The organism is Gordonia sp. UCD-TK1 (assembly GCF_001691435.1).
Classification (GTDB): Bacteria; Actinomycetota; Actinomycetes; order Mycobacteriales; family Mycobacteriaceae; genus Gordonia; species Gordonia hongkongensis.
The window spans coordinates 261,157-278,088 of record NZ_LZMP01000002.1; the positions used below are offsets into that span (position 1 = coordinate 261,157).

The following is a 16,932-nucleotide window of genomic DNA, read 5'->3' on the forward strand; positions in this document are numbered from 1 at the left end:
AATTCGCAAGGAAACAAGCAAGGAACAGAAGATGCCTCCCAAGAAGAAGAAGCTCGCCGGGATCATCAAGCTCCAGATCTCGGCAGGCCAGGCCAACCCGGCCCCGCCCGTGGGTCCGGCGCTCGGTCAGCACGGCGTGAACATCATGGAGTTCTGCAAGGCGTACAACGCGGCGACCGAGTCGCAGCGCGGCAACGTCATCCCGGTCGAGATCTTCGTGTACGAAGATCGCTCCTTCGACTTCAAGTTGAAGACCCCGCCGGCTGCGAAGCTCCTGCTGAAGGCCGCCGGCCTGCAGAAGGGCTCCGGCGAGCCCCACACCAACAAGGTCGGCAAGGTGAGCATGGACCAGGTCCGTGAGATCGCCAAGACCAAGGCCGAAGACCTGAACGCCAATGACATCGACCAGGCCGCGAAGATCATCGCCGGTACTGCTCGGTCCATGGGCATCACCGTCGAGTGAGCTTGCGATCTCGCGCTCTCGACACCGTCGAAGGCTGACAGACCTCATCATCACCGTGGGAGGGCCGGCTCGGCCCGCACCACACACCCCGCCGACTGACGGCGGAGAAGGAACAGAGCAATGAGCAAGAAGAGCAAGGCCTACGCGGCCGCGGCCGAGAAGGTCGACAAGACCAAGCTGTACAGCCCGCTGGAGGCTGTGGAGCTGGCCAAGGACACGTCGTCGAAGAACACCGACGCGACCGTCGAGGTCGCGATCCGGCTGGGCGTCGACCCCCGTAAGGCAGACCAGATGGTTCGAGGCACCGTCAATCTGCCGCACGGCACCGGTAAGACTGCCCGCGTGATCGTGTTCGCCGCCGGCGACAAGGCCGCCGAGGCCACCGCCGCCGGTGCCGACGAGGTCGGCGCCGAGGATCTGATCGAGCGCATCCAGGGCGGTTGGCTGGACTTCGACGCCGCGATCGCCACCCCGGATCAGATGGCCAAGGTCGGCCGTATCGCGCGTGTCCTCGGACCCCGCGGCCTGATGCCGAACCCGAAGACGGGCACCGTGACCACCGACGTCACCAAGGCCGTCAACGACATCAAGGGCGGCAAGATCAACTTCCGCGTCGACAAGGCTGCGAACCTGCACTTCGTCATCGGCAAGGCCTCGTTCGACCCGGCCAAGCTGGCCGAGAACTACGGCGCTGCCTACGACGAGATCATGCGCGCCAAGCCGTCGGCCGCCAAGGGCCGCTACATCAAGAAGGTCACCGTCTCCACGACGACGGGCCCGGGCATCCCGGTCGACCCGGCGGTCACCCGCAACTTCGCGGAGGCACCGCAGGCCTGATCTGATCAGGCGCACTGACACCCACGAGGGGCCCGGCATTCCGATGCCGGGCCCCTCGTGTTGTGTGCAATCACGCGTGGTCAGCGAGTATGCGTGCGAGTGCTGCTTCGACCGGGGTCAGCGGTGGGGTGGTGAGGTGCTCCGGCGGTGTTCGCGGATGGACGAGTTCGCGGTAGGCGAGTTCGAGGCGCCGGCCGCGGTCGCCGTAGCCGACGGCGTCGGGGCGCGACTGGTCGCCGGACCGGGTGGCAGGTCCGTGGATCTCGTTGCGCACGGTGTTCAGGTGTTGTGCGAACCGCCGGGGTATGTCGGGTCGGCGGTTGATGTGTTCGGGGTTGGGCGGTGCGCCGGGTTCGGCGTTCAACCGCCACAGGCAGCGGCCTTCGTCGGGGCCGGATCGGGCGATGCGGGTGGTGTATTGGCCGGGTTGGTCGCCGACCATGCGGTTGTGACGGGGACAGGCCGGGGCGAGGTCGTCGATGTCGGTGAGACCGCCCTTGGCCCAGTCTCGTTCGGCGTGATGAAGCTCGACGTGGGTGGCGGGTTGATCGCACCCGGGTGCCGAACACACTTCCCCGTCGGGACGGGCGAAGGAGACGAGGCGTTGTTCGCGGGTGGCCAGGCGTTTGCCCCGTCCGAAGTGCAGGGGGACGGTGGTGGCGTCTTTGAAGATCGCGAGCCAGGGTTGCATGTCGGCGGCCATCGTGATCAAGTCCCGGATGGGCAGCAGGGTGCCGGTGGCGGTGGTGGCGAGTCCGGCTTCGCGGATGAGGTCGTTGAGGTCGGCTTTGATGATCAGTTGCACGGGTAGCCCTCGGTGCGAGGTGCCGAGTGTTCCGTCGGCGAAGCCTGCGGCGAGTGCGGCATCGAGGGCGTCGTGATTGGTCTGGGCGAGGGTGCGTTGGTCGCGGTCGGCTGCGGCGGTCAGGGCGTCGGGGTCGGCGGCACCGGCCGGGCCTTGGGGCGAGGCGGGGTCGTCGGGGTTGTTGAGTCCGGGTTTGCCCCACACGGCGAACATCATGGTGAGCCGGGCGGCGAGTGCGGGGGTCAGGGTGCCGGAGATCTTGGCGGTGCCATCGGCGCGTTGCCGACCGATCCACAGGCCGCGGCGTCGTTTCTGGTCGGTGTCGTCGGCCAGTGTGCCGTCGGGATCGAGGTGGGCGAGCAGCCGCGAGCCGAGCTGGGTGATCTCGGCAGGCGTGTGGGCTTCGGCGATCTCGGCCATCTGCCGCTCAGCGGCGACCTGTACATCGTGGTCGATGGTGCCGGGGATGCGGTCGAGGACGTCGAGGGTGGCTTGTACGTGGGCGGTGCCGACTGTGCCTTGTGCGAAAGCTTCGGCGAGGCAGGGGTATTCGGGTGGGAGGACCTCGCCGCCGAGGCTGGTCCGGTGGGCGGTGGCGCCCATCTGCTTACGGCGGCGCAGCGGGTTCGAGACTCGTAGCCGGTGGGTCATGTACTGCATGAGGGTGCGGCAGCCGGCCTTGCGGGGTAGGTCGCGGGCCTCGACCTGATCGATCTGCCGGTCTCCGGCGACGGTCAGACGCGCGATCGCGCGCTCGGTCTCCGCGGCCACGTCGGCGAGTTCGGCATCGGTACACGGCGACAGGTCCACGGTCTGCAACTCACCGAGGATGCGGTGCAGGTCGGCCACCAACTCGAGGGCGCGCGGTCGCCGCGCCGCTTGTTCGTCAGACATGGTCACCCCCGAGAACCGTTGCCGCGAATGTACGTTCGAGTGTACACCGTTGCGAGCGCGTTGCAAGCCAAAACTGATGTTGTGCAACGCTATTCGGAGCCGGTAACTTGTCGGTGCCTCGTGGTAGGGGGTCCACCGACTACTCCGTGGGGCGGCGGCATGACGATCGCCGCGGCCCCACGTGTTCAACGGGGCGTCCCGCGACTCACTCCAGCCAGTTGTTGCCCCCGAGGTCCAGTTGCGCGACATCCAGGGACGGGGTGATACCGGATTCCGGTGCGAGGCCGTGGTTCTCGAGAACGCCGCGCATGATCTCGGCGGCGTCGATGTTGAGTGGGCTCGACACCCACATCGCGTACGGCAGGTTCACGAAGCGGTTCTCGCGCACGGCCTTCAGGTTCCGGCTCGCGGGATTCGATCGCAGGGCGGCGATCTTCTCGTCGACCGACTGGCCGGGATAGTCGACGAACACTATGACGTCGGGGTCCGCGGTGGTGAGGCGTTCCCAGCTCACGGCGGTCCAGGTGTCCTCGATGTCCTCGGTCGCGTTGCGCGCGCCCGCGGCGTCGATGATGCCCTGCGGGCCGCCGAAGGATCCGGAGGAAAAGATGGTGTCGGAGACGCTGTCGAAGACGAACACGGTCGGTTTCGCGGCGGGTTGTGGTGCGGCGCGCAGCTTCTCGAGGCGGTCGGCCACCTCGTCGGCCGCGGCGGCGCCCTGCTCGGGATTGCCGGTGAGGGTGCCGATGTTGCGCAGATCGGTGTCGAGCGCGACCCACGGGTACATGGTGCCGCGCTGCGCCTCGCCCTCGGTCTGCCGGCACGCCTCGGACAACTGGTACACGTCGATGCCGTGTCCGGCGAGGATCTCGGGTGTGATCCCGCGCGACTCGCTCATGCCGTAGTTGTATCCGGCATACAGCACTTGGGGTTTCGCCGCGACGATGTTCTCGAGGGTGGGACGTTCGGTCGCGACCTCGTTCAGCGTGTCGACCTGGGGTCCGTACTCCAGCCGCAGGACGTCCTTGTCCCGGGCGAGCGCGCTGACCGCCACCATGTTGTCACGGGCACCCGCGGCGAGTGCGATCGCGATCATGCCGCCGTCGTTGACGAACAACCGGTCGAGGGGTTGCGGGTAAGCGACGTCGGCTCCGCAATTCGATATGGCGACAGTGCTTTCCGACGCCACAGTGCTGTCGGCACCGCAGGCGGTGGCAGTTCCCAGCGTCAGAGCCGCCGCCACGATGGCGACGGTCGGGTGGACTCGGGACGTACGTATGGTCAAAGGATGTCCTCTCACGGGATGTCTTTCGTCAGAGTGCTGGGGGCGGGTGTGGTGGTGGGAGTGTTCAGGAGCAGATGGGGCAGGTCCGTCGATGGATGGTCGACGACGGTGCCGGACACCTCGAAGACGTCGGCCAGCAGAGCCGGCGTCAGCACCTCGACCGGTGGCCCGTGCACGATGACACCGCCGTCGGAAACCACTGCGACGGAGTCGAAGTGACGCAACACGAGGTCGAGGTCGTGCATCGCCGCGACCACGGTGGCGTCGAGCTCGTCGAGAACCTCCATCAGTCGTAGTCGCCAGGCGGCGTCCAGGTGATTGGTGGGTTCGTCGAGCACCAGGATCGGGGTCTGCTGAGCGAGCGCGCGGGCGAGGACGACGCGGTGCCGTTCGCCGCCGGACAGCTGGGTGCACGAGCGGGTGCCCCAGCCGTCGAGCCCGACCTGGATCAACGCGCGATCGACCACCGTCTTGTCGTCGGAACTCCCGGTGGACCAGGCCGACCGGTACGGGGTCCGGCCGAGGCCGACCGCCTCGGCGACCGTCAGCTCCGCGGAGGGCTGTTCCTCCTGGCCGACCACCGCCATCGACATGGCGCGGCGTCGGGAGGGGATGTGGTGGAGGTCGTCTCCGTTCACCTCGACGGTGCCGGCGACTGGTCGTTCGAGACCGCACAGCGTGCGCAGCAGGGTGGTCTTGCCGGAACCGTTGGGCCCGACGATGGCCAGTCGGGTGCCGGCGGGGACCGCGAGATCGACATCCCGCAGTACGACGCGGCCACCGCGACGGCACGCAAGCGCGTTCGCGCGCAACGACATCGACGATGCGCGGGCGGGGTCGGTCACGAGCCACCCCCGAACACGTATTGGCGTCGTCCCATGAGGAACAGGAAGATCGGCGCCCCGATCAGTCCGGTCACGATGCCCAGCGGCATCTCGCGCGGTGCGGCCGCCACCCGCGAGATGACGTCGACCCACACCAGGAAGAGCGCACCGCCGCAGACCGCCACCGGCAACATCGCGCGGTGGGTGGCGCCGACCAGGAGTCGCGCCGCGTGCGGGACGATGAGACCGACGAAGCCGATGCCGCCCGCCACCGCGACGAGCACGCCGACCAGGAGACCCTGGACACCGAACAGCGCGTTGCGCATCGCGCGTACCGGCACGCCCAGCGACGTCGCGGTGTCGGTGCCGGCCGCGTAGGCATCGAGCCAGGAGTGGATGGCGAGCATGGCCACGACGGTGACCAGCACGACCGCCCCGGCGATCTGCACTTTCGCCCAGGTGGCGCCCGCGACGCTGCCGAGCATCCAGAACATCACGTTGTCGGCGGCGTGCGGGTCGGCGGCGGTGAACACCAGCAGCGACGACAACGCCATGAACGCCGAGGACAACACCACCCCGGACAGGATGAGTCGCAGCGCGGTCAGCCCGCCCTGGGCGCGGGCCACCAGGTACACCGTGACGGTGGCGGCCAGCGCGCCGAGCAGCGCCCCGCCGGACAGCGCCCAGACGCCCAGTCCCGCGAGCACGCCGAGGGTCATCACCGCGGTGGCCCCGACCGCCGCGCCGGCGGACACACCCAGCAGGTACGGCTCGGCCAGTGGGTTGCGGACCAGGGCCTGCATGAGTGCGCCGGCCAGCGCCAGCCCGGCTCCGACCAGCGCGGCCAGCACGGACCGGGGCAACCGGAGATCCCAGATGATGACGGCGTGCGCGGAGTCGAGCTCAGCCCCGGTCATCCGGCCGACGACGGTGTGCCACACGTCGCCGACGGGGATGGTCTCCGCGCCGAAAGCGGTGGCCAGGGCGATGCTGAGGAGGGTGAGGACGAACAATACTGCGGCTAGCGGCGTCGACGGGAGTCGCCGGACCGACGGGGCGGTCGCGCTCTCGGTCGTGCCGTCGGTACGACGGGACACGGGTGGTACTGCCTATCGGTCTGGGTATCTGTGCGCGAGATACACAATGGACTCGAGCGAGAACGGCCGGTAATCGGACTCGGGATCGTGGCGCCGGCGCCTTCCCGGGTCGCCCCGGTGTCCGCGCCGAATCCGTCTCCCATACCGTTGCGCGCCAGTCCCGGATTCACACCGGGTTCCCTGACACCCACGTGTGCGGGTGTGACCGTTCTCGGCGCTCACGCTATCAACATCGACCGCCGACCGAACGCGCGGTCGGCCGGCGCAGCCCGGACAGCCGGCACGCGAGCACCTACGCTGGGTGCCGACGATCGATGAACCCGACGCGGAAACGGTGAACCGATGGACGTACGAGACACGAAACTGGCCATCATCGGGGCGGGTGCGGTGGGCACCGCGATCGCCTACTCATCCCTCATCCGAGGTGTCGCACGGACCATCGCCCTCCTCGACATCAACGCCGCCAAGGTGACCGCCGAGGTGCTCGACATGTCCCACGGCCTCGAGTTCGTGCCCCGCGCGGACATCATCGGATCCGACGACGTGTCGGTGTGCGCGGACGCTGACGTCGTCGTGTTCACCGCCGGCGCGAAGCAGAAGCCAGGGCAGTCGCGCCTCGAATTGGCCGAGGCCACAATCGGTCTCACACGAGCCATCCTCCCCGGGGTGCTGGCGGTGGCCCCGACCGCGATCTATGTGATGGTCACCAATCCCGTCGACATCGTCACCTACGCCGCCCAGGAGATCAGCGGGCTGTCACCGCACCAGGTCTTCGGGTCGGGCACGGTGCTGGACTCGTCCCGCCTGCGGTTCCTGATCGCGCAGCACTGCGGGGTCGCGGTGCAGAGCGTGCACTCCTACATCGTCGGCGAACACGGCGACAGCGAGATCCCGCTGTGGAGTTCGGCGTCGATCGGGGGCGTGCCGCTCACCTCGTGGACGCCGCTGCCCGGCCGTCCGGCGATGGACGCCGTTGCGCGCGAACGTATTCACCACGAAGTCGTACATGCCGCGTACACCATCATCGAGGGCAAGGGGGCGACGAACTACGCGATCGGTCTGGCCTCGACGCGCATCGTCGAGGCGATCCTGAACAACGAACACCGGGTGCTGCCGGTGTCGACGAGGGCGAACGGCATCGAGGGGCTCGACGGCGTGTGCCTCTCGCTGCCGACCGTCGTCGACCGCGGTGGTGCGCAAACCCGGCTCGATGTCCCGCTGTCGGACTCCGAGCGGGCGGGCCTCCTCGCCTCGGCGGAAACGCTGCGCGGGATGCAGGCGCGGTTCGGGTTCTGACGTCACACGGGGACGGTCCCGCGCAAGAACTCGAGCTGATCGGCGACCACCCGCTCGAAGTCGTCGCCGACGTAGATGTCGAAATGTCCTGCCGGATAACGAATTACCCGTGCTGCCGGGGCGCGGCGGGCGTGCCGGGCAGTCGGTCCGGCCGGCGCCACGGTGTCGTCGTCGCAGATGCACACGAGCGTGGGGCAGGTCAGCTTTCGCAATGCCCGACCAGGCGTGTGCAGCGGGATCGTCAGCCCGATCCGGGCGGCGACCTCGTTGGTGAACTCCAGGTCGTCGGGCACCAGCGGCAAGTATCCCGACACCGCGTCGGGTGCCGTCATCAGGGCGGCCGAGCCGGACGCACCGGCGAGGCCGACGGTGACCGGCGGACGGCCCAGTGCCGAACCTGCAAGATCCGCGAGTGCGCGCACGGTCACCTTCGCCCCGGACACCACGCCCAGGGCGGCGGTGGAGGCTACTCCACTGGTGAAGGGGCACTGGGAGATCACCGCGGCCACCCGGCCGTCGCGTTCGCCCGCGACGAGGACGTGTCCGCCGCCGAAGGAGGTGCCCCACAGCACTATCCGTGAGGTGTCGACACCGCTGAGTGTTCGGGCGAAGGCGATTGCCGCGGCCCAGTCGTCGAGTTGGCGGCGGATGGACAGCAGCTGTCTCGGTTCGCCATCGCTGTCACCGAAGTGGCGGTAGTCGAACACCAGGCACGAGTATCCCGCAGCGGCGAAGCGCTCGGCGAACGCGTCCAGGCGCATCCGCCGGACCGCACCGAGCCCGTGTGCCATCACGATGACCGGCGCCGGAGTGGTTCCCTCGGGCCGGTACCACCAGGCCCGGCATGTCGTCCCGGACGAATCGAACTCGACGTCGTTCCTGATCATCGTTTCCCCGCTGTCGGTGGTTGCCTGGCCAGGACCGTACCAATACGCGTTGTCGAATGACAGGCTCGCCGAAGGCTGGGGAAAGCGAGATGGAACCCGGCGTCGACGCTGTTAGCGTCTGCCGTCGTGAAGAGATTGATAGCGGGGGCGTTGATCGCCGGAACAGCAGTATTCGGATTGACTGTGGGCGCGGGTGATTCCGACGCCAAGATCAAGCCGGGCAACTACAAACAGCAGCAACTCATCTACGGATTCGTTCCGATGCCGGAGTCGAATGCGCGGGTCATCGGCAACGGCATGTACACCGACTACTACGGGATCGGGCCGTGGAATCTGCAGCGTCAGCAGATCCAGCAGACTCCACACGGCGGCGTCGTGGCGCACACTGCGGACCCGGTGATGCAGTGGTTCCCGCGTACGGAGTTTCGGCGCACCAAGAACGGATATGTCGGCACGATGTACAGCTGGGGCGTCCCGCTCGGCAGTGCGCTGCTGAAGGAACAGCCGCGTCGCTGACCCCGCGCCTTCCGATGCCGGACCAATCTTCGCGTCGCATGCGCTTTTCGCCGGCCGGAACCCGTAGTGTCACCTCGTCACGTTGAGGTGTCGGGGGACACTACGAAGAAGGTCAAGCACGATGCGTTGCTCGCGAAAGATGGTTCTCGGATTTCTGGCCGCGGCGTCGATGACGGTCGCTCCGCTGATGGTGGCGGCACCCGCCGCGGCGGCAACCGACTACGCCAATTGCACCGAACTGCGCGGCGACTACCCGCACGGTGTCGGCAAGACCGGCGCCGTCGACTCGACGTCGGGTACGCCGGTCACGACGTTCACCGTCGACGACGAACTGTACGAGGCGAACTCCGAGAGCGACCGCGACGGGGACGGCATCGCCTGCGAGAAGCACTGAGCGTGCGTCACACTGGGTGACGTGTTCACCCAGGTCGAGGACGAGAACCGCCGGTTGCTCCGTGCGCGCGACGCCATCGACCTCTCCTACGCCGACGACCTCGACATCGCAACGCTCGCCCGCATCGCGCTGATGTCGCCGTCGCACTTCATCCGCCGGTTCCGGGCCGTGTTCGGGGAGACGCCGCACCGCTACCTGCAGCGTCGGCGCATCGAGCGAGCCTGTGCCCTCCTTCGGACCACCGACGTCCCGGTGCTCGACGTCGCGTTGCTGGTCGGCTACGACAGTCCTGGCACGTTCGGCCGGACGTTCAGCCGAATCGTCTGCTGTAGTCCCACGGCCTACCGGCAGCGTGTCGCTCCGATTCCCGTTCCCGGTTGCTTCGTGCGCCGGTGGACCAGGCCGAGCGATGCTGCCACCGGGGTCCCGCGAGCGGCCGAAGTGAGCGATTTCGGAGAAGCGCCGACCGGGCCGCCGGTCGTATCGTCGGGCGCATGATCAACGGCATCGGTATCCATTCCGTCTACGTCCTCGATCAGGACGTCGCACTCGACTTCTACGTCGGCACACTCGGTTTCACGGTCGACACCGACGTCGACATGGGTTTCATGCGGTGGTTGACGATCGCGCCGCCCGGTCAACCCGACCGGCTCATCCTGCTCGAGAAGCCCGGGCCGCCCGCGCTTTCCGACGAGACCGCCGCGAAGATCCGCGACCTCGTGACGCAGGGGGCGATGCCGGTGACGATCCTGTCGACCGACGATTGTCGCGGCACCCACGCGGCGCTCGTCGCACGCGGCGTCGAGTTCACCCAGGACCCCGAAGACCAGCCCTACGGCACCGATTGTGCGTTCCGGGATCCGTTCGGGAACCAGCTGCGGATGACCCAGCGGGCGACCGCGGACCGGCCGGTCGCAGACGCCGACATCGCGCGGTGGGCCCCACCGGACAGCTGACCAGTCCAGGGCCATGGGTCGGATGCGAGCAACGATCCGGCCGCGACCGGAGTAGGCGTTAGATTCGTGCCCATGGCGGTCCGACTCGACAAGTACCTGAGCAGCAACCACCCGGACATCGCGATCGCGGCGGCGTTGCTGTTCCTGGCCGGGCTGGTCGACGCCATCGCGTTCGTCGTGCTCAAGGGCAGCTTCGTCGCGTTCATGTCCGGCAATTCGACGATCCTGGGAGCGTCGACGGCCGCGGGCGGGTGGTCGACGATCGCGGTCGTCGCCGGACTCGTCGCGGCCTTCTTCGGCGGGGCCGTGGGCGGCGCGGCACTCGGCCGCTGGGGCGGACAGCACTCGCCGGTCTGGGTTCTCGTAGCCGTGACGGTGACGCTTCTCGCCGGCACCGTTGTCGCGCTGACCGCGTCGCCGACGGCCGGGATGATCGTGGTGGCGACGGCGACCGGAGCGATCAACTCGGCGCTGTCCCACACATCGGCGGTGCCGGGCGGCTTGACGTACGTGACCGGCACGCTGGTGAAGTCCGCGCACGAGCTGGTCGCCTCGCTGGGTACCGATCGACCGTGGGCGTGGCTGGCGGTGTTCTGGATGTGGCCGGTGTTCGTCCTGGGCGCGGTGTGCGGCGGTTTCGCAGAACGTCACTGGGGTGTCGCCGGGTTGTGGGCCGGGGTCGCGATCGCCGCCTGCACCCTCCTCCTGCGGGTTGCCGAGACGTTGTCTCGGGGCAATTCGCGCTCAGATGGAACCGAACGGGCCGCTGGATAGTCTGAGTTACATGCGCGACGACAAGCTGCTCACCCGGATCTCCGCCCTTCTCCGTCAAGCGGAGAACACCGACAACGAGCACGAGGCCGAGACCTTCATGCAGGCCGCCCAGCGGCTCGCGACGGCGTCGTCGATCGACCTGGCGGTGGCGCGTGCCCACGACCCCGCGGCGCGCAAGAAGGTCACCCCGATCAGTCGCCAGATCGCGATCGGCGAGCCCGGCAAACGCGGACTGCGGACCTATGTGCAGCTCTTCGTCGCCATCACCGCCGCCAACGACGTGACCGTCGACGTGGCGAGCAACTCGACCTTCGTGCTCGCCTACGGGTACGAAGCCGACATCGACGCCTGCGAGGCCCTCTACACGTCGCTGATCGTGCAGATGGTCGCGGCCAGCGACGCCTATCTGCGGTCGGGGGCGTACAAGGGCGAGACCTTCGCGCGGGTCGTCACCCGGGGGAGCGGGTGGCGTGCCCGGCGGGTGATCGAGGAGAAACCACTGTCACCGATCACCGCGCGGCTCAACTTCCAGTCGGCGTTCGCCGAACGCATCGGCAAGCGTCTCGCCGAGGCCCGCGACGCCGCGCGTGCGGAGGCCCTGGCCGCCGAACGCGACTCCGGGGAGACCACGCGCTCGACGGCGGTCGCGTTGCGCAACAAGGAGATCGAGGTCACCGACTTCTACCGGACGGAGTCGAGTGCCCGCGGGACGTGGCGTCCGTCGAGCGCCTCGGCCGGCTACTCGGAGGCCGCACGCCGCGCCGGCGACCGCGCGGGACGTCGCGCGAAGATCGGCGGTGACCGCGAGTTCGGCGGTGCGCGTGGTGCTTTGGAGGGTTAGGGCTCCACGCGCGTGGGTGGGGCGTCGACCGGACCCCCGGGCGGCCGGTCGTACCAGGATGCAGACGGGTGCGGGACGAACGGTGTCGGTGTGCCGGCCCACCGCCGCACCCACCGGCCCAGACGACCCTCGTCCGTTGCCACGGCGTGCACGACGATGGCGGTGACGACGAGGATGAGTGCGAACACGAACAGCCAGCTGATCGCGACGAAGACGACACCGAGGGTGCCGTAACTGCGGATGGTGCCCGCCGCGAGCGTCGGCAGTGCGACGCGACTGCCGGCGAGCAGGGCGGTGATGAGGATGCCGGTACCGAGGCCGTTGAGGACGAGCAGCCTCATCGGTACCTGCGACGACACCAGGAGCCGCGGGATCGCGGTGAAGGTGACCGACCAGATCAACAGGGTCACGGCGACGATGAGCCCGATTCCCAGGACGCCCCGATCGCCGATGTGCATGCCGAACAGCGAGGTGGCCTCCACTCCGGTGGACAGACCCTGCACGGTGACCGCGGCGGGGATGAGGAAGACGACGACGACCCATCGCCAGAAGCTGCTCCACGGCAGTTTGGCGACGTCCCAGATCGACACATACATTCGGCCGAGGGCACGGGACAGGGAGGTGGCGCCGGCGATGGTCATCAGCGCACCGACGATGCCGAAGGTCGTCGCCGAGGTCGGGTCGTCGATCGTGGGCGTGTCGAGACTGCTGACGGGGATACCGAGCTGGGTGAGTGCGTCGTCGACGACGCTGGCGCCCGGCAGGGTGAGCACCAGGATCACGACCGGGAGGATCGAGGTGAAGGCCTGCGCGGCCAGGGTCATCGACCGGTCCGTGAGATTGCCCCGAGCCATGTCGATGACGATGCGGAGCATCAGGGAGGCGCCGGGCAGCCGCATCACGCGCTCGCGTACGGCATCGAGGTCGGGACGGCGCATGAAGTCTCCCATCGGCTCCGGGGTCTCTCATCATCGGCGATGCCGTGAGTGAACGAGACACCGGGCGCGCACGATTCTATGAGGCCGAGCACCTCGTGCATCGCCTGTTCGACAACGTGTCGTCGTCACGGACGGTGCAACTCGCCGGCACCGAGGTCACCCTCCCCGCGGAGGCGCGCTTCGCCTCGATCGACGCCGTCGACGACTACGTGGGCCGCGTGCTCGCGCTACCGGGTGTGCGGTCGAGTTTCGAGCGCGCGTCGCATCCGGTGTCGGTCCGCGCACGGCGCGGCCAGCGGTCCGCGCACTACGCGGCGCGGGTTTGCAGATCCGACGGTGTGCCGGTCGCCGCCGAGATCGCCATCCCGTCCGCGGCCGACGGACGCTGGGCGCTGCGTGAACTGGTGGTGCTGCACGAGCTCGCCCATCACCTCGACGGCACGACCGGCCCGGCTCACGGGCGCGGATTCGTGCTGACGCTCATCGAACTCGTCGGGCTCGTACTGGGGCCCGAAGCCGCGTTCGTCTATCGCGTCGTGCTGTCGGATTCCGGGGTGGGGTGAATGATCTCAGCGCAGCCCGTCGCCGGCGAGCAGCGTCAGGTGGCTCGGGTGGTCGGGGTCGAGGACCAGGCGCTGGTGTCGGCGGCCGCGTGCCTTGATGAGGTCGGGCACGAGCGTCAGGTAACGCGGGAGACTCGCGGCGTAGACGTCGACCCGGAGCCGATGGCCCGGCTGCAGGACCGCGTCGGTGGGGACGAGGTCGACGTCGAGGCGGATCGGTTCGTCGGCGGGCACCGGCAGCTTGCGCTTGCGGGACAGATAGTGGTGCGCCGAGAGCAGGCTGCCGTCGTCGGCGTACGTCGACTTCGATTGATCCAGGGCGCGATTCGACGCCGACAGCGCACCGTTGGTCAGCACCACCGACGTACCGTCGGGAGCGACGTCGTTCACGGTCACCGCCCAGACGGCCTCGTGTGCCGTGGTGGCGACGTTGAGGCGCAAGTTCATGGCGCCGCTGATCGGGGTGGCCTCTCCGACCGGCTCCGTGGTGAACGACAACGCGCCCCGCTCCTGGTATCGCGCATCCCGGGCGAAGTCCGCGCCGAGGGCCAGCGTCGCCCCCGCGGTCACCTGGGTCATGTCCCGGGACCGGAGTCCGCGGGTGTCGGGCCGGACGTGTAGAGACGAAACACCCTGTGCGGGAGTGGTGCTCAGCGAACCGTCGTGGACGCAATGGTCGGCGGTCGACGACGGTTCGGCAGTCAGGTAGAGCCGCGTCGGGGCCACCCCGGGACGGGGGAAGCTCTGCCCCGCGGTCCACGCACCGCCCTGCTGCAGCATGGTGACCGGCCCGTAGTACTCGATCCCGTTGCGGTGGCCCTTGAGCCAGCGGTCGAACCACGCGCGTTCGAGGACGTCCAGACGCGGGGGAGCGAACTTGCCGCCGTATCCCGACCCCACGTCGAGGTGATAGCCGTCGCCGACGATCATCTGCTTGCGGCCCGGCTCCATCTGCAGGCGCTCGTACACCCCGGTTGCACTGCGGCCGAACAGATCATGCCAGGCGCCGACGGTGAAGGTGGGTGCTTCGATGCGGTCGACGATCGGGTCGCGGGCGTCGAAGTACGGGTCGTCGAAGATGCGTGGATCACGGGCGGTCAGGAACCCCCACAGCAGCGAGGGGATCTCGGTGGCCGGGGACTTCACCCGGTCGATCGCCCAGCGCACCGCGTCGCCGCGCACGAGGTCGCGGATCACGTTGGCGGGGTTGGGAACCCACTTGAGCATGTTGACCGCGGACAACCACACCGGGATGAAGGCCGACGGCATGCCGCCGGTGATGTAGATGTCGCGCACCAGGTCGTCGCAACCCTCTACGGCGAACACGGCTTTCAGCTGTGGCGGCCGCTTGTCCGCGGCCTGCAGCGAGTTGATCGCCGAGTACGACCAGCCGGCCATCCCGACGGTCCCGTCGCACCACTCCTGCTCGGTCACCCAATCGATGACCTCCACCGAGTCCTGCTGCTCGCGAGGACCGAGGATCTGCCATTTACCCAGGCTCGCGCCGGTTCCGCGGACGTCGACGACGACCTGCACGTACCCGCTGCGTACCAGGTTGCGATTGATGCCGAAGACGTCGAAGACGCCGCCCGACAGGGTCTGTGTCAACGTCGTGAGTCCCTCGAGGGCCGTGCCCGTCGCGTCCATCGACCGGGATGCGGTGTGCAGTGCCTTGCCGAGGACGGGGGCGTGGAGGGTCTGGTCAATGAAGTCGATGGCCGCGCGGTTGTACGGGTTGATGTTGATGACCGCGGGATAGGGGGTGAGGATCGTCTGCCCGAACCGGTTGGCGGGCCGGATGACCGTGGCGCGCAGGACGACGCCGTCGCTCATGGTGATGGAGACGTTCCGGTCGATGACGACGCGCGGGTAGAGCTGCTTGCCGTCGACCTGCTCGCGCCAGCGGATACCGTCGGCGCCGCCGGTGGGATCACCCAGCGGGAGCGTGCCGAAATGCGGCGCACCAGTGGTGCGGGTTCGTGTCGACGGAGCGACACGGGCGCGCGGCTGTGTGGGATCCAGCTGGTACGTCATGGTGCATCACCCTGCCTGGGATGAGGTGTCGCACCCGAGTTGTTGCACGGATCGAGACGGCCGGGTGGACACCGACACCCCGTCGTGTCGGTCGCTTGCTTCCCGGCCCGTCCGCTGGCTGCGGATTACAGTGTGGTCCAGGTCACTTCACGTAGTCGCTGAAGGATAACTCAGCGGCGGTATCGGATGGCTAACGAGGTGGCGTCTTTTGGTCATGGCCGTGTGTGTTCCTGGTCACATTCAGGTAAACCCAGGTCGATGGCGGCCGCCGCCTCGAGCACCATCCACGCCGACAACTGCACCGACAGATCCCGCTCCGGGACCTCGGACGGATTGACGGCGCCTGCCACGAACTGGGCTTTCGTGCCGGCGTCGGTCGGGATCACCGCGGTTCGTCGCCAGTCGCTGGAGAAGATCACCCGGCCGGCGAACTCGGTGCGATGAGCCCATGCGGCGTCCGCGCTACGGGTCACGATCCGGGCTGCCCGCGTACGGAGTTCATCCGAACCGTCGACCTCGGGCAGGTCGGTGGCGATGAGTGCGAGGTAGCGGGCCAGCACGCCGTGGAACAGGCCGCCGTCGCCGCCACCTCCGCCGTTGATCACCCCGTCGGTGCAGGAGTGGTGCTCGACGGCGCCGAGCAGCCGGGCCAGCCGGTCGAGGTGCCGGCGATCTCCGGTCGCCCGCAACGCCTCGAGTTCGGCGCCCAGCACGACGCCCTGGCAGTAGGTGTAGGTGCCGGTCTCCGGCTTCAGCGAACCGTCGGGCAGCTTCTTGAGACCGTCGATGACCAGGTGTGTGTCGGGATCGACGAGGTTGGCGTCCATCCAGTCGCACATCGCCACGGCGCGTTCGACGTGACCCGTGCGTGCGAGCAGGATCGCGGCCGGGCCGTTGGCCGGTGCGTTGAAGAACTGATCGGCTTTGCGCCAAGGGATTCCGCCGCCGTCCGCGGGCACCCAGGCGTCGAGCATCTGCCCGGCGAGGACGCGGAGTCCGCCCGCATGGTCGAGGTGCAGGTGCCGGTCGGCGCGTTCGATGGCCAGTCCCAGCCACGCCATGTCGTCGTAATAGTTGTTGGTCCAGCGGCCGCCGTTGCGGATCCGGATGCCGCGCAGCAGCCGGTTGGCGTCGTCGGCGACGTCGGGGTCGAAGGAGCGGTCCGAGCCGACACGGTGGATCGCGGCGTCGACGAGCAGGTCGACGAGGTGTGCCTGCCACCAGTAATGCCAGGATCCGAACTGGGCCTGCACGCGCCCGATGGGCCAGGCGACAGCTCCGGCACGTGTCCCCGGCAGCCAGAAGGCCCGCTGCAGGTGACGGTCGTAGATGGCGTCCGCGGCGGCCTGTGCGCGGGCGTTGGGGTCCCGCAGGTCCGACGATTTGGATTGTTCGTCCACGTCCGCGTAGCCTAGTCGTCGATGTGATGCACACCCGTGCGTCGTATCGGTTCAACCAGAGACCGTTGGTCGTCGGGATTTCCCGGACGAAGGCGCGACGAGGTCGCCGGCCCACGCAGGATGAACGA

18 protein-coding genes and 1 riboswitch are annotated in these 16,932 nt (G+C 68.4%); of the genes, 10 read left to right on the forward strand and 8 right to left on the reverse strand.

Annotation, left to right across the window (positions count from 1 at the left end; all coding sequences use genetic code 11):
- Positions 1-31 precede the first annotated feature (31 nt).
- Positions 32-463 (forward strand): 50S ribosomal protein L11, encoded by a 432-nt coding sequence (gene rplK / locus A9310_RS02680; RefSeq protein WP_065629250.1) that lies wholly within the window; start codon positions 32-34, stop codon positions 461-463.
- Positions 464-583: 120 nt separating this feature from the next.
- The gene (rplA, locus tag A9310_RS02685) at positions 584-1,300 is read left to right on the forward strand and encodes a 50S ribosomal protein L1 (RefSeq protein ID WP_065629251.1); all 717 of its coding nucleotides are present in this window, start codon (positions 584-586) and stop codon (positions 1,298-1,300) included.
- Positions 1,301-1,370: 70 nt separating this feature from the next.
- Here the strand turns inward: rplA and A9310_RS02690 are convergent, their stop codons facing one another.
- The 4 genes from A9310_RS02690 to A9310_RS02705 form a co-directional block, all read right to left on the reverse strand.
- Entirely contained in the window at positions 1,371-2,999 is a 1,629-nt protein-coding gene (locus A9310_RS02690) for an HNH endonuclease signature motif containing protein (protein WP_065629317.1), read from the reverse strand.
- Between the two features lie 205 nt (positions 3,000-3,204).
- Complete coding sequence (locus tag A9310_RS02695) at positions 3,205-4,284, reverse strand: ABC transporter substrate-binding protein (protein WP_065629252.1); 1,080 nt, start codon at positions 4,282-4,284, stop codon at positions 3,205-3,207.
- Positions 4,285-4,295: 11 nt separating this feature from the next.
- Entirely contained in the window at positions 4,296-5,102 is an 807-nt protein-coding gene (locus A9310_RS02700; protein ID WP_065629318.1) for an ABC transporter ATP-binding protein, read from the reverse strand.
- A gap of 23 nt (positions 5,103-5,125) precedes the next feature.
- Positions 5,126-6,205 carry an iron ABC transporter permease gene (locus A9310_RS02705; RefSeq protein ID WP_065629253.1) on the reverse strand — a complete coding sequence of 360 codons (1,080 nt, stop codon included), beginning with the start codon at positions 6,203-6,205 and terminating at the stop codon, positions 5,126-5,128.
- A gap of 46 nt (positions 6,206-6,251) precedes the next feature.
- Positions 6,252-6,430: riboswitch (cobalamin riboswitch) on the reverse strand.
- A 117-nt stretch (positions 6,431-6,547) separates the two neighbouring features.
- Here A9310_RS02705 and A9310_RS02710 point away from each other — a divergent pair.
- Positions 6,548-7,501, forward strand: a complete 954-nt coding sequence (locus tag A9310_RS02710) for an L-lactate dehydrogenase (protein ID WP_065629254.1) — start codon at positions 6,548-6,550, stop codon at positions 7,499-7,501.
- Between the two features lie 2 nt (positions 7,502-7,503).
- Here the strand turns inward: A9310_RS02710 and A9310_RS02715 are convergent, their stop codons facing one another.
- Positions 7,504-8,388, reverse strand: a complete 885-nt coding sequence (locus tag A9310_RS02715) for an alpha/beta fold hydrolase (RefSeq protein ID WP_065629255.1) — start codon at positions 8,386-8,388, stop codon at positions 7,504-7,506.
- A 126-nt stretch (positions 8,389-8,514) separates the two neighbouring features.
- Here A9310_RS02715 and A9310_RS02720 point away from each other — a divergent pair, with 126 nt between their 5' ends.
- The 6 genes from A9310_RS02720 to A9310_RS02745 all read left to right on the forward strand — a co-directional run bounded on the left by A9310_RS02720 (position 8,515) and on the right by A9310_RS02745 (position 11,869).
- Positions 8,515-8,904, forward strand: coding sequence for a hypothetical protein (locus A9310_RS02720; RefSeq protein ID WP_065629256.1), 390 nt, complete (start codon positions 8,515-8,517; stop codon positions 8,902-8,904).
- A gap of 121 nt (positions 8,905-9,025) precedes the next feature.
- On the forward strand, positions 9,026-9,298 hold the full coding sequence (locus A9310_RS02725) for an excalibur calcium-binding domain-containing protein (protein ID WP_065629257.1): 273 nt from the start codon (positions 9,026-9,028) through the stop codon (positions 9,296-9,298).
- A gap of 21 nt (positions 9,299-9,319) precedes the next feature.
- Entirely contained in the window at positions 9,320-9,796 is a 477-nt protein-coding gene (locus tag A9310_RS02730) for a helix-turn-helix domain-containing protein (protein ID WP_065629258.1), read from the forward strand.
- Positions 9,793-10,254, forward strand: coding sequence for a VOC family protein (locus A9310_RS02735; protein ID WP_065629259.1), 462 nt, complete (start codon positions 9,793-9,795; stop codon positions 10,252-10,254). The genes A9310_RS02730 and A9310_RS02735 overlap by 4 nt, the downstream gene beginning before the upstream one ends.
- 72 nt (positions 10,255-10,326) lie before the next feature.
- Entirely contained in the window at positions 10,327-11,028 is a 702-nt protein-coding gene (locus tag A9310_RS02740) for a YoaK family protein (protein ID WP_065629260.1), read from the forward strand.
- A 10-nt stretch (positions 11,029-11,038) separates the two neighbouring features.
- Complete coding sequence (locus A9310_RS02745; RefSeq protein WP_065629261.1) at positions 11,039-11,869, forward strand: DUF2786 domain-containing protein; 831 nt, start codon at positions 11,039-11,041, stop codon at positions 11,867-11,869.
- Here A9310_RS02745 and A9310_RS02750 read toward each other — a convergent pair.
- A complete protein-coding gene (locus A9310_RS02750; protein WP_065629319.1) occupies positions 11,866-12,807 on the reverse strand; it encodes a YhjD/YihY/BrkB family envelope integrity protein in 942 nt (313 codons plus the stop codon). The two genes, A9310_RS02745 and A9310_RS02750, sit on opposite strands and share 4 nt — an antisense overlap.
- Positions 12,808-12,851: 44 nt before the next feature.
- Between A9310_RS02750 and A9310_RS02755 the strand changes: the two genes are divergently transcribed.
- The gene (locus tag A9310_RS02755) at positions 12,852-13,370 is read left to right on the forward strand and encodes a TIGR04338 family metallohydrolase (RefSeq protein WP_065629262.1); all 519 of its coding nucleotides are present in this window, start codon (positions 12,852-12,854) and stop codon (positions 13,368-13,370) included.
- A 6-nt stretch (positions 13,371-13,376) separates the two neighbouring features.
- Here the strand turns inward: A9310_RS02755 and A9310_RS02760 are convergent, their stop codons facing one another.
- Both A9310_RS02760 and A9310_RS02765 read right to left on the reverse strand, forming a co-directional pair.
- Positions 13,377-15,404 (reverse strand): CocE/NonD family hydrolase, encoded by a 2,028-nt coding sequence (locus tag A9310_RS02760; RefSeq protein ID WP_065629263.1) that lies wholly within the window; start codon positions 15,402-15,404, stop codon positions 13,377-13,379.
- 212 nt (positions 15,405-15,616) lie between these two features.
- Positions 15,617-16,804 carry a glycoside hydrolase family 76 protein gene (locus tag A9310_RS02765; protein ID WP_065629264.1) on the reverse strand — a complete coding sequence of 396 codons (1,188 nt, stop codon included), beginning with the start codon at positions 16,802-16,804 and terminating at the stop codon, positions 15,617-15,619.
- Between the last annotated feature and the right edge of the window lie 128 nt (positions 16,805-16,932).